The sequence below is a fragment of the Pseudomonas sp. 01L34 genome (genome assembly GCF_056400265.1).
The window spans coordinates 103,409-115,517 of record NZ_JBFTSX010000009.1 but is presented as its reverse complement, the minus strand read 5'-3'; the positions used below and the strand labels follow the sequence as shown (position 1 = coordinate 115,517).

Annotated in this window: 9 protein-coding genes; 5 read left to right on the top strand and 4 right to left on the bottom strand. The window is 60.7% G+C overall.

Going from position 1 to position 12,109, the window contains the following annotated elements; translation table 11 throughout:
- The first annotated feature begins 53 nt into the window (after positions 1–53).
- Positions 54–800: a FadR/GntR family transcriptional regulator gene (locus AC1DQM_RS25765; RefSeq protein ID WP_018929528.1), complete on the top strand. Its 747-nt coding sequence runs from the start codon at positions 54–56 to the stop codon at positions 798–800.
- A gap of 70 nt (positions 801–870) precedes the next feature.
- On the opposite strand, the gene AC1DQM_RS25760 is transcribed toward AC1DQM_RS25765, so the two are convergent.
- The gene (locus AC1DQM_RS25760; RefSeq protein WP_477747037.1) at positions 871–1,245 is read right to left on the bottom strand and encodes a hypothetical protein; all 375 of its coding nucleotides are present in this window, start codon (positions 1,243–1,245) and stop codon (positions 871–873) included.
- Positions 1,246–1,613: 368 nt separating this feature from the next.
- Between AC1DQM_RS25760 and kdgD the strand changes: the two genes are divergently transcribed.
- From kdgD to garD, 4 genes are all read left to right on the top strand, one after another.
- The gene (kdgD, locus tag AC1DQM_RS25755; RefSeq protein ID WP_007939720.1) at positions 1,614–2,525 is read left to right on the top strand and encodes a 5-dehydro-4-deoxyglucarate dehydratase; all 912 of its coding nucleotides are present in this window, start codon (positions 1,614–1,616) and stop codon (positions 2,523–2,525) included.
- 59 nt (positions 2,526–2,584) lie between these two features.
- Entirely contained in the window at positions 2,585–4,030 is a 1,446-nt protein-coding gene (locus tag AC1DQM_RS25750; protein WP_477747036.1) for an aldehyde dehydrogenase family protein, read from the top strand.
- A 100-nt stretch (positions 4,031–4,130) separates the two neighbouring features.
- Entirely contained in the window at positions 4,131–5,498 is a 1,368-nt protein-coding gene (locus AC1DQM_RS25745) for an MFS transporter (protein ID WP_018929531.1), read from the top strand.
- A gap of 11 nt (positions 5,499–5,509) precedes the next feature.
- The gene (gene garD / locus AC1DQM_RS25740) at positions 5,510–7,063 is read left to right on the top strand and encodes a galactarate dehydratase (protein WP_105340062.1); all 1,554 of its coding nucleotides are present in this window, start codon (positions 5,510–5,512) and stop codon (positions 7,061–7,063) included.
- A gap of 137 nt (positions 7,064–7,200) precedes the next feature.
- Here garD and mksF read toward each other — a convergent pair whose 3' ends face one another.
- Genes mksF through mksB form a run of 3 tightly spaced genes read right to left on the bottom strand, consistent with a single transcriptional unit; the run spans position 7,201 to position 12,006 of the window.
- Positions 7,201–10,041 carry an Mks condensin complex protein MksF gene (gene mksF / locus AC1DQM_RS25735; RefSeq protein ID WP_477747035.1) on the bottom strand — a complete coding sequence of 947 codons (2,841 nt, stop codon included), beginning with the start codon at positions 10,039–10,041 and terminating at the stop codon, positions 7,201–7,203.
- Positions 10,038–10,739 carry an Mks condensin complex protein MksE gene (gene mksE, locus AC1DQM_RS25730; protein ID WP_018929534.1) on the bottom strand — a complete coding sequence of 234 codons (702 nt, stop codon included), beginning with the start codon at positions 10,737–10,739 and terminating at the stop codon, positions 10,038–10,040. Before mksE ends, mksF begins: the two co-directional genes overlap by 4 nt.
- A complete protein-coding gene (gene mksB / locus AC1DQM_RS25725; RefSeq protein ID WP_026286675.1) occupies positions 10,729–12,006 on the bottom strand; it encodes an Mks condensin complex protein MksB in 1,278 nt (425 codons plus the stop codon). Before mksB ends, mksE begins: the two co-directional genes overlap by 11 nt.
- Positions 12,007–12,109 lie beyond the last annotated feature (103 nt).

The window sequence follows — 12,109 nt, the reverse complement described above, 5'->3', positions numbered from 1 at the left end:
CCCGCATGCGCTATGATGCGGTTTCAGCCGTTTTTTCGAGACAGACGTTCACCATGGAAAACCCGATCGACGCACCTCGCCTCCCTCGCAAGCGCCGCAGCCTCGCACAGGAATTGGTGACGGTGTTGTCCGAGCAGATCCGCGACGGTCAGCTCAAGCGTGGCGACAAATTGCCCACCGAGTCGGCGATCATGAATGCCCATGGCGTCAGCCGCACCGTGGTGCGTGAAGCGATCTCCCGTTTGCAGGCCGCAGGGCAAGTGGAAACCCGTCACGGCATCGGCACCTTCGTGCTCGACACCCCGAGCCCGAGCGGTTTTCGCATCGACCCGGCGACCGTGGTGACCTTGCGCGACGTATTGGCGATTCTGGAACTGCGCATCAGCCTGGAAGTGGAGTCCGCCGGCCTTGCCGCGCAACGTCGCAGCCCGGAGCAGTTAGCAGCGATGCGTGAGGCGCTGGACGCCCTCAACGAAAGTGCCGCCCACGCCGGCGATGCCGTGGCGTCGGACTTCCAGTTCCACTTGCAAATCGCCCTGGCCACCGGTAATCGCTACTTCACCGACATCATGACCCACCTGGGCACCAGCATCATTCCGCGCACACGCCTCAACTCCGCGCGCCTGGCCCATGACGACCAGCAGCATTACATGAGTCGCCTGAGCCGTGAACACGAAGAGATTTACGATGCGATTGCCCGGCAGGATTCCGATGCAGCGCGGGCAGCTATGCGTTTGCATTTGACGAATAGCCGTGAGCGGCTGCGCCAGGCCCATGAAGAGGCGCAGGCGCAAGGTTGAACGGTGCGTGGCAGGAAATCGTTCTACTCAAAAAAGCGCCTGACCGGTAAACGATCAGGCACGATGAGGGTCAGGCTTCGATAAACAGTATCAGGGGCTCAGAACACGGCTCCAGACTCGACTCATCCGCGAATTTGTAGCGCAATTGCACTTCTGTGTTCAGGTACTTTTCCAGTTCTGTTTTGGGGATTCGCAGTTCAATTCCCGTCAGTTTTACCATGTCGTCGCAGGCGTCGTCCCAGACGCCGGTAGGCTCTGCGAGGCCCTCCCAGTCAGGCTCTTCCGTATTTGTGCCGAGGATCGGGTAGACATCCCAGTTCGGCGGAATATCGTTCGGGTCCGGCACGCGGACGATCAAGTCTTCACTTAGGGTCGATAGCTGGATGGTTGCCCGATCGGCTGAGTGCTCCGGGAACTGCGGAAGGTGTGCAATAGCAAAAGTCATGTTGAATCGCTCTCCTTGAAAGATCTGCCGCGATCCTTCGCGGCAGTCGTCGCACTTTACCGGGCGCATAGGTGATCTGCCGAACCCGATCATGACCAGGCATTTCAAGGTTCAACACTGCGCGCAGGCAATGATCCTGGGGCGTTGAGTGAAAAATTCCCGAGGGTGCTCTTCCGACAACGTATCTCTCTTCTGAGCTTGAAAGGCGCCCCTTTCACCCCTTTAAACAACAATGTTGTCTGACAAAAATACCCACCCAGCGATGAAATGCAGTTGACGGTTGTATTTTAAGTTGTACGATGACCTACAACTACGGCGAAAGCTGAACGGTTTTCTCACACAACGTTGCTACCCAGGGTGTTCGAATAATGAATCCACAAGAACTGAAGTCCATCCTCTCTTCCGGCTTGCTGTCGTTCCCGGTCACCGACTTCAATGCCCAGGGCGATTTCCATCGCGCGGGCTACATCAAGCGTCTCGAGTGGCTGGCCCCATACGGCGCCTCGGCGTTGTTCGCCGCAGGCGGTACCGGTGAGTTCTTCTCTCTGGCGGCCAGCGAATATTCGGAAATTATCAAGACTGCGGTCGACACCTGCGCCAGCAGCGTGCCAATCCTCGCCGGTGTCGGTGGTTCGACCCGCCAGGCTATCGAGTACGCTCAGGAAGCCGAGCGCCTGGGCGCCAAAGGCCTGTTGCTGTTGCCGCACTACCTGACCGAAGCCAGCCAGGACGGCGTTGCCGCCCACGTTGAAGCCGTGTGCAAATCGGTAAAAATCGGTGTGGTGGTCTACAACCGCAACGTCTGCCGCCTGACCGCGCCGCTGCTGGAACGACTGGCCGAGCGCTGCCCGAACCTGATCGGCTACAAGGATGGCCTGGGCGATATCGAGCTGATGGTGTCGATCCGTCGCCGCCTCGGCGATCGCTTCAGCTACCTGGGCGGCTTGCCGACCGCTGAAGTCTACGCCGCGGCCTACAAGGCTTTGGGCGTACCGGTTTACTCTTCGGCGGTGTTCAACTTCATCCCGAAAACCGCGATGGATTTCTACCACGCCATTGCTCGCGAAGATCACGCCACCGTCGGCAAGATCATTGATGACTTCTTCCTGCCGTACCTGGATATCCGCAACCGCAAGGCCGGTTACGCGGTGAGCATCGTCAAGGCCGGGGCAAAAATTGCCGGCTATGACGCAGGCCCGGTGCGTGCACCGCTGACCGATCTGACGGGCGAAGAGTACGAAATGCTCGCCGCGCTGATCGACAAGCAGGGCGCGCAGTAACACTCGATAAAACCAGGGCCGCTGAGCGATCAGCGGCTTTTTGCGTGAGGAGATTTGTTGTGGCAGATGCAAAGCGTTTTGATAACTACATCAACGGTGAATGGGTGACGGGCAGTGATTACTGCGCCAACATCAACCCGTCCGAGCTGAGCGATACCCTCGGCGACTATGCCAAGGCTGATCTGGCGCAGGTCCACGCCGCCATCGACGCCGCCCGCGCCGCGTTCCCGGCGTGGTCCACTTCCGGTATTCAGGCTCGGCACGATGCGCTGGATAAAGTCGGCAGCGAGATCCTCGCCCGTCGCGAAGAGCTCGGCACGTTGCTGGCCCGGGAAGAGGGCAAGACCCTGCCCGAAGCCATCGGCGAAGTGACCCGCGCCGGCAACATCTTCAAGTTCTTCGCCGGTGAATGCCTGCGTCTGTCCGGTGACTACGTGCCGTCGGTGCGTCCGGGCGTCAATGTCGAAGTCACTCGCGAAGCGCTGGGCGTGGTCGGCCTGATCACGCCATGGAACTTTCCGATCGCGATCCCGGCGTGGAAAATCGCTCCGGCTTTGGCTTACGGCAACTGCGTGGTGCTGAAACCTGCCGATCTGGTGCCGGGCTGTGCCTGGGCTCTGGCGGAAATCATCTCCCGCGCCGGTTTCCCGGCCGGCGTGTTCAACCTGGTGATGGGCAGCGGGCGAGTAGTCGGCGAGGCGCTGGTCAACAGCCCGAAAGTCGATGGCATCAGCTTCACCGGTTCGGTCGGCGTGGGCCGGCAGATCGCGGTCAATTGCGTGTCGCGCCAGGCCAAGGTGCAGCTGGAGATGGGCGGCAAGAACCCGCAGATCATTCTCGACGATGCCGACCTCAAGCAAGCGGTCGAACTGTCGGTGCAGAGCGCGTTCTACTCCACCGGCCAGCGTTGCACCGCGTCGAGCCGTCTCATCGTCACCGCCGGGATTCACGACAAATTCGTCGAAGCCATGGCTGAGCGCATGAAGTCGATCAAGGTCGGTCATGCGTTGAAGTCCGGCACCGACATCGGCCCTGTGGTCTCGCAAGCGCAGTTGGAGCAGGACCTGAAGTACATCGACATCGGCCATTCCGAAGGTGCGCGTCTGGTCAGCGGCGGTGGTCTGGTGACGTGCGACACCGAGGGTTACTTCCTCGCCCCGACGCTGTTTGCCGACAGCGAAGCTGCGATGCGCATCAGCCGCGAAGAGATCTTCGGCCCGGTGGCCAACATCGTTCGCGTAGCGGATTACGACGCTGCACTGGAAATGGCCAACGACACCGAGTTCGGCCTGTCGGCGGGTATCGCCACTACGTCGCTGAAGTACGCCAACCACTTCAAGCGCCATTCCCAGGCCGGGATGGTGATGGTCAACCTGCCGACCGCCGGTGTGGATTACCACGTTCCGTTCGGTGGGCGTAAAGGTTCATCCTATGGTTCACGTGAGCAAGGTCGCTATGCGCAAGAGTTCTACACGGTCGTAAAAACTGCCTACATCGGTTCCTGATACACCGCAATACCTGTAGGCGCCGGCTCCCATAAAAGCCGGCGCCTACAAATAAATCGTTATTACCCGCATAAAAATAATCAGTGGGAGTACATCTACAATGCAATCGACCAAGCCGACTCACGTCCGCTATTTGATTTTGCTCATGCTGTTTCTGGTGACCACGATCAACTACGCCGACCGGGCGACCATCGCGATCGCCGGCTCCAGCCTGCAAAAAGACCTCGGCATCGACGCGGTCACTCTCGGTTATATCTTCTCCGCATTCGGTTGGGCCTACGTGGCCGGGCAAATTCCCGGTGGCTGGTTGCTGGACCGGTTCGGTTCGAAAAAAGTCTATGCCCTGAGCATCTTTACCTGGTCGCTGTTCACCGTACTGCAAGGCTATGTCGGTGAGTTCGGGCTTTCCACCGCCGTCGTCGCGCTGTTCATGCTGCGCTTTCTGGTGGGCCTGGCCGAAGCGCCATCCTTCCCCGGCAACGCACGCATCGTAGCGGCGTGGTTCCCGACCGCAGAACGCGGCACCGCCTCGGCGATCTTCAACTCGGCGCAATACTTCGCCACCGTACTGTTTGCGCCGCTGATGGGCTGGATCGTCTACAGCTTCGGCTGGCAGCACGTGTTCATCGTCATGGGCGTGATCGGCATCATCTTCTCGGGGATCTGGCTGAAAGTTATCCACAGTCCGCGCCAGCACCCGATGATCAACGACGCCGAGTTCAAGCACATCGCCGACAACGGCGGCATGGTCGACATGGACCAGGACAAAGGTAAAGGCAAAAAGGTCGACGGTCCGAAGTGGGACTACATCCGCCAGTTGCTGACCAACCGCATGATGCTCGGCGTGTACCTGGGCCAGTACTGCATCAATGGCATCACTTACTTCTTCCTGACCTGGTTCCCGGTGTACCTGGTGCAGGAGCGCGGCATGACCATCCTCAAGGCCGGTTTCATTGCCTCGTTGCCGGCAATCTGCGGGTTTATCGGTGGCGTGCTCGGCGGGGTGATTTCTGACTATCTGCTGCGCAAGGGCCACTCGCTGACCTTCGCCCGCAAGGCGCCGATCATCGCCGGTCTGCTGGTTTCCAGCAGCATCGTGGCTTGCAACTATGTCGATATTGAATGGATGGTGGTCGGCTTCATGGCCCTGGCCTTCTTCGGCAAAGGCGTGGGCGCGTTGGGCTGGGCGGTAGTGTCCGATACCTCGCCGAAACAGATCGCCGGTTTGAGTGGTGGCCTGTTCAACATGTTCGGCAACATTGCGTCGATCACCACGCCGATTGTCATCGGTTACATCATCAGCTCCACCGGCTCCTTCAAATGGGCGCTGGTGTTCGTCGGTTGCAACGCGCTGGTCGCGGTATTCAGCTACCTGGTGATCGTTGGCCCGATCAAACGTGTGGTACTCAAAGAGCCGCCAGTCAGCGGTCCTGAAACGAACAACAAGTTATCTGAAGCGCATTCCTGAGGAGCGGCGTCATGCAGTTGATTGAACATTCCGACTCGCCGCGCTACATCCGCCTGCACGAGCGGGACAATGTGGTGATCGTGGTCAACGATCAGGGCGTACCGGCCGGCACCGAATTCCCCGATGGCCTGGTCACCGTGGATTTCGTGCCGCAGAGCCACAAGGTCACCCTCGAGGACATTCCCGAGGGCGGCCAGGTGATTCGATACGGCCAGACGATCGGCTACGCGTTGCAGCCGATTCCTCGTGGCAGTTGGGTCAAGGAAGATCAACTGCGCATGCCCACCGCGCCACCGCTGGACAGCTTGCCGCTATCCACCGAAGTGCCGGCCGCGCAGGCACCGCTGGAAGGCTTCACCTTCGAGGGCTATCGCAACGCCGACGGCACCGTCGGCACGCGCAACATTCTCGGCATCACCACCACCGTGCAGTGCGTCACCGGCGTGCTGGATCACGCGGTAAAACGCATCAAGGACGAGTTGCTGCCCAAGTACCCGAACGTCGATGACGTGGTGGCGCTGACCCACAGTTACGGCTGTGGCGTGGCGATCACCGCCACCGACGCGTACATCCCGATCCGCACCGTGCGCAATCTGGCGCGCAACCCGAACCTGGGGGGCGAGGCGCTGGTAATCAGCCTGGGCTGCGAGAAATTGCAGGCCGGGCAGGTGATGCATGAGAACGATAGCTCGGTAGATTTGAGCGAGCCGTGGTTGTATCGCTTGCAGGATTCCAGTCACGGTTTTACCGAGATGATCGAGCAGATCATGGCGCTGGCCGAAACCCGTTTGAAGAAGCTCGATCAACGCCGCCGGGAAACCGTGCCTGCGTCCGAGCTGATCCTCGGCATGCAGTGCGGCGGCAGCGATGCGTTCTCCGGGATCACCGCCAATCCGGCCCTGGGCTATGCCTCGGACCTGTTGCTGCGGGCTGGTGCGACGGTGATGTTTTCCGAAGTCACCGAAGTGCGCGATGCGATTTACCTGCTGACGTCCCGGGCGCAAACCAAAGAAGTCGCTCAGGAGCTGGTGCGGGAAATGGACTGGTACGACCGTTACCTGGCCAAGGGCGAAGCGGATCGCAGCGCCAACACCACGCCGGGGAACAAGAAGGGCGGGTTGTCGAACATTGTCGAGAAGTCCTTGGGCTCGATCGTCAAGTCCGGCAGCAGCGCGATCAACGGGGTGCTTGGCCCTGGGGAACGGTTCAAGCGCAAAGGGCTGATTTTCTGTGCGACCCCGGCCAGTGATTTTGTCTGCGGGACGTTGCAGTTGGCGGCGGGGATGAACCTGCATGTGTTCACCACCGGGCGTGGTACGCCTTATGGGTTGGCGATGGCGCCAGTGGTGAAGGTCTCGACTCGCACAGAACTGGCGCAGCGCTGGCCGGACCTGATCGACATCGATGCCGGGCGGATTGCCACCGGGCGGGCGTCGATCGAAGACCTCGGCTGGGAGTTGTTCCACTACTACCTGGACGTGGCCAGCGGCAAGAAACAGACGTGGGCGGAGCAGCACAAGCTGCATAACGACATCACCTTGTTCAACCCGGCGCCGATCACGTAAGACAGCGTTATCGTTCATTGCGGGCTTGTCCGCGAAGGGGCCTTGGAACTGACTGAAGGTTTCAAGAATGTACCCATAAATAAAAAGGCCGCGATCCATATTGGATCGCGGCCTTTTCATTGGCTTCGATTCAGGCGTCAGACCGCATCCAGCTCCGGTTCGTCTGCCTGGATGTTAACGGTTGCTTTCACTTCATCGTGACGACGGATGAACTTCCAGTCCGCCTCGTCGATGTAGATACCGTTCGGGCCGCTGCCGCCTTCCAGGTCGATGGTGACGCTGGCGCAGACTTGCGGCTTCACACTCGCCAGGATCGGCACGAAGCCCAGTTGCAGGCTGGTTTCCAACAGCGCTGCCTGGTTCTTCTCGTCGATGTCCGCTGCCTCGTCGAGGTAGTACGGCAGGCGCACGCGACCGGCCTGGTCGCGGTCCATCAAGTGCAGCAACAAGTACATGTTGGTCAGCGCCTTGATGGTCATGGTGGTGCCGTTGGACGCCGCGCCGTCGATGTCGGTGTGGATCACCGGTTGGCCATTGACCTTGGTGATCTCGAACGCCAGTTCGAACAGATCCTTGAGACCGAGCTGGTTGTGGTTGGCCGCCACCAGCCGTGCCAGGTATTCCTTGGCTTCTTCGTTCTTGTTGTCCTGCTCGGCGCTTTGGCTCAAGTCGAAGACGGAGAGGGTTTCGCCTTCTTCGTACTGACCGGCGCTGTGGATGATCTGGTCAATGTGCTTGAGCGCTTCCTTGTTCGGCGCGAGCACGATACGGAAGCTCTGCAGGTTGGAGACCTGACGTTTGTTGATCTCGCGGTTGAACAGCGCCAGTTGATGTTCGAGGCTGTCGTAGTCGCTGCGGATGTTGCGCAGGGTCCGGGCGATGTCGGTAACCGCCGCACGACGCGCCTTGCCGAGGGTCAGGGCTTCATCGGTGCGGTGTGCGTACGCGTTGATCAGCAGTTGCAGGCGACGTTCCATGTCGTCTTCGCTGTCGAACTTGGCCACGCCCTTGAGGCGAACCTGCGCGTAGAGCGCGTCGATCTGCCCGTCGGCCCGCAGCAGGCCCTGCCAGCTGTCCTGATAGTCATTGAGCAATGGCAGCAGGTTGTCCATGGAGTCGTCGACCGGGTCCATGAACGGCGTGCCGAACGGCAGGTCGGCCGGCAACAGCTGACGGCGGCGCAGGGCGTCGTCGAGGGTGCGTTGCTTGGCTTCCATGTCACCGATCTGCCGGCCAACCAGTTGCAGCTTGGCCGACAGTTGCTGGACGCGTTCGGTGAAGGCATCGCTGGAGCGTTTCAACTCGTCCTGGGCGGCTTCCATCTGCGCCAATTGCTCAAGCTTGTCGCCTTCTTCGGCGCTCAGGGTTTGCGCGCGGCGGAAGTCTTCCAGGGCTTTCTGCGCATCTAGCACTTGCTGGTACAGCGCTTCGGTCTGGGTCTTGCTGGCCGCACGGTCGGCTGCTACGGCTTGCTGGGTTTTCAGTTGCTTGAGTTCTTTGTCCAGACGCTCTTTCTGATCGCGCAGTGCCGCACGGTCGGCCAAGGCTTGCAGGGCCGGCGGCTCGATGTGCGACAGGTCGATGGACAGGCCCGGCACTTCGAAGCGCTCGCCTTTGAAGCCATCGAGGATCAGCTCCATGGACTTGACCCACTCACCGTCTTCATCCAGCGCGATGCCGTGTTCACCCAACGGCAGGCTGAACAGCGCGCTGTTGAACAGTCGCATCAGGCGCTCGACGTCCTGCTGCGAGAACTCTTCGCGCAGACGGGCATAGCTGTTGTTGTCAGCGTGATCGAGTTGTTGCTTCACCGATTTCAGGCGTTTTTCCAGATCCCGCAGACGCTCTTCCAGGTCTTCGGCCGAAAACTGCCGCGACTGGGCCAGCGCACCGGCCAGTTCATCGTGCGCGTCCTTGGCGGCGAGCAATTGCTGTTCGAGGACTTTGACGTCATCGACCAGGGCGAAGCGATGCTTGAGCACCGACAATTCGCCGAGCCAGCGCTGGATGCCGGTGATTTCCCGCTCCAGGCGCATCAGCTCTTGAGTGCCACCGCGTTGATCGTTTTGCAGGGCGTCCTGCTCGTTGCGGTAGTGCTCGGCCTGAATCGTCAGTTCTTCCTTGCGCGCACTGGCGTAGTCCGACCAGGTGCCGAGCAGGGAATCGAGCAGCGGCGACAGGCGATGCAGTTTGCCGCGCAGGATATCCCGCTGTTTCACGCCGTTGGCCAAGGCTTCGACCAAGGGACCGGCCGCGACCAGCGAGTTGTAGTCCTGCTCCATGCGGCGGACATCGCGGAACGCTTCTTCGCACGCGGCGATGTAATCGACACTGCCGGAACGCAGGCTGTGTTCGAAGGCATCGAGGAACAGCTGCTTGAGCTTGGCCGCGGTGATTTCACGCATGTGCAGCAGGTTGATGAACAGGGCGCGGAAGGTCTTCAGGCTCTGCTCACTGGTGGAGCGCAGCGGGATCAGCGTCAGGTCGAGCGGAATCGAGGTGTGGCCACCCACCAGCAAACGACGCAGTTCATCCGGCTTGAGTTCGTAGGCTTTCAGGCCTTCGCGCTCAAGATTGGTGAACAGCTCTTTCTGCCGCAGGCAGGTGTCGTCTTTCTGATAATGAGCCAGGTCGAGTTTGCCGGCGTAGGCAAAGAACTGGTGACCGAAACCACCACCCGGGCCGCGACCGACCACGCCAATCACGTGCGGGCCGTGGGGCAGGGAGACTTCGACGAGGATGTAACTGGTGTCCGAGGCGAAGTAGAAACGCCGCGATTGTTCCAGGCTGTACTTGCCGAAACTCATGTCCGACATGCGCGCCAGAATCGGGAACTGCAAGGCGTTGATCGAGGCGGACTTACCAAGGTTGTTCGCGCCGTAGACCGACAGCGGCTCTTCCAGCGGGAACAGGCCGAGGCTGTAACCGGCGGTGTTCAAAAGGGCAAAGCGGCGAATGCCGTAGCGTTCCTTGCTCATGCGTCGGTCTCCTGTTCTTCGGCAATGGCGCGGGCCAGGGCGTCTTCTTCGCTCTCTTCTTCAAACTCGGTGAGATCGAGCGGGTCGTCGGTCTGCAGCAGCTTTTCGTCGCTGTCTTCGTCGATCAGCACCGGCGCCGGCAACGGCAGCACGCTGTGCAGGCTGGCGGCCAGGTCGCGGTCTTGCTGGACCGATAGGCAGACATCGAGGAAGCGGTGCATCGGCGGCAGGAAACGGTAGACACCGTTTTCTTCGCCGGCGAATCCGAGCTGGGTCATGCGGCGCATGATTTTTTCTTCGAGTTCTTCGACGGTCTGCACTTCGGCCTGGATAAACAGGTCGCGGTACTTTTCCAGCAGCGATGGCAATTCATCGCGACCGAGGCTGCCACCGTCGAGCACGGCGATCGGGTCGCGGCCCTGGTCGGCCAGGTGTTCGACGAGGATGAAGGTGAACAGCGCCAGACGTTGCGCCGTTTTGTTTACCGCCGCCGCAGCCAGGTCCGGCACGAAGTAGTAGAAACCACGGGTGTCGCACACCAGTTCAAAACCCAACGCCTTGAACAGGGTGCGGTACTGGTCCTGGAAGTTCGACAGTTGGGCGTACAGCTCCGGGTCGCGGCGGCTGACGTGGTAGCCCTTGAACAGCTCGCGAAAGATCGGCGCCAGCTGGGACAGTTCGTTTAGATCAAGATGCATGTGGGGTGCTCGCAGAATCCTCGGCGGCGGTGTCGCGGGCCGAGAGCAGGGCGAAGGAGCGCAGGCTGACCTGATGCTCGTGAGTATGGTAATCGCGGCGTTCCAGACGCTCGCGCTTGAAGCGTTTTTCCCGCGACAGGCGCGAGAACCAATAGAGCAATTCGTCGGTGGCGCCGTCCGGCTCCTGCTCCAGCAGCCAGCTCATCAGGTCCGGCATCGGCAGGGCATCCTCACAACGTTCGAGCATTTCCCGAACCGTGCGTGGCGCGCGCGGGGCTTCGCCTTTCTGGGTCTTGTGGGCCTTGGGGAAACGCGCCGGTTTCGGCTCGAAACGGGCCAGGGCGTACACGTAGGCTTCGACTTGACTGGCACTGCCGAGGAAGGTGCTTTGCGGGCGGGTGAACAGCGGCATCGCGGCTTGTGGCACCGCATCGATGCCTTTACGACGAATGGCCGACAACGCCAGGGCTGCGCCACGGGTCACGGCGTTGTGCCGGCGGGCTTCTTCGCGCAGCGGCAGCAGCAGCTCGCGGGCGTGACGCAGGGTCAACTGGGCGCTGGTCTGCATTTCGAGGATGCGCGCGTGGGTGCGCAGCAGCATGTCGTCGTCGACCAGATGGCCGAGGCGCTGCTGTTCGGTGAGCATGCGCAACAACACGTTCTCAACCTTGCGCACGCCTTGTTCGAAGGCGCCGTCGGCATTCACCAGCTGAATCATCGGTTCGACGTATTCGTCCCAGGTCGCCAGCACTTCAGCATAACGCTGACGCAGCGGAATCTGCCGGTCGCTGGTCTTGGCCCGTTCGGCGACGGCCACCAAGGCCTGTTCGTCGTTGGCGAGTTTCTTCAGCACGTCCCGCACGCGCATGTCGAGCAGGCGCAACTGGCGCGCCAGATCGTTGCCGTCGCGAATGTCGAAGGCGTCCTGGATGTAACCGGCCAGGCGTTCGAGGTGGCGCAGATAGGCTTCGATTTCCAGGCACAGGCCCAGACGGTGCTCACGGCGCAGGTAAGCGAGGAAGTCATGGATCTGCGCGTTGAGCTCGAAACGGTTCGGGCTTTTCGCCACGGGAACCAGAATGTCGAGGCGAATCCACACGTCCAGCAGGCTGGTGATGTCCTGCGGTGTGCTGTCCAGTTGCTGGGCGGCCAACTGTGAACGCAGTTCGTTGAGGCTCAGGGTGCCTTGGTCGAAGTGCTCGCACAGTGGCTCCAGAAGTGCCCAGTGTTCAGCGAGGGCGCGCAAGACGCGCTTGGGTTCGATCATCGGAATGGCCGGCTGGTTGGCAATTAAAAGCCGCGATTGTACTTCATCGCAGCCGTGTCGATTCACTCTGGGGATGGGCTGTCGCTTCTTCTATCGGTGAAGT

What these genes read in the sequence shown, in the direction of transcription:
- mksB (WP_026286675.1), bottom strand. Translation starts at nt 12,006, where the DNA reads ATGATCGAACCCAAGCGCGTCTTGCGCGCCCTCGCTGAACACTGGGCA.
- AC1DQM_RS25760 (WP_477747037.1), bottom strand. Translation starts at nt 1,245, where the DNA reads ATGACTTTTGCTATTGCACACCTTCCGCAGTTCCCGGAGCACTCAGCC.
- AC1DQM_RS25745 (WP_018929531.1), top strand. Translation starts at nt 4,131, where the DNA reads ATGCAATCGACCAAGCCGACTCACGTCCGCTATTTGATTTTGCTCATG.
- garD (WP_105340062.1), top strand. Translation starts at nt 5,510, where the DNA reads ATGCAGTTGATTGAACATTCCGACTCGCCGCGCTACATCCGCCTGCAC.
- mksE (WP_018929534.1), bottom strand. Translation starts at nt 10,739, where the DNA reads ATGCATCTTGATCTAAACGAACTGTCCCAGCTGGCGCCGATCTTTCGC.
- mksF (WP_477747035.1), bottom strand. Translation starts at nt 10,041, where the DNA reads ATGAGCAAGGAACGCTACGGCATTCGCCGCTTTGCCCTTTTGAACACC.
- AC1DQM_RS25765 (WP_018929528.1), top strand. Translation starts at nt 54, where the DNA reads ATGGAAAACCCGATCGACGCACCTCGCCTCCCTCGCAAGCGCCGCAGC.
- kdgD (WP_007939720.1), top strand. Translation starts at nt 1,614, where the DNA reads ATGAATCCACAAGAACTGAAGTCCATCCTCTCTTCCGGCTTGCTGTCG.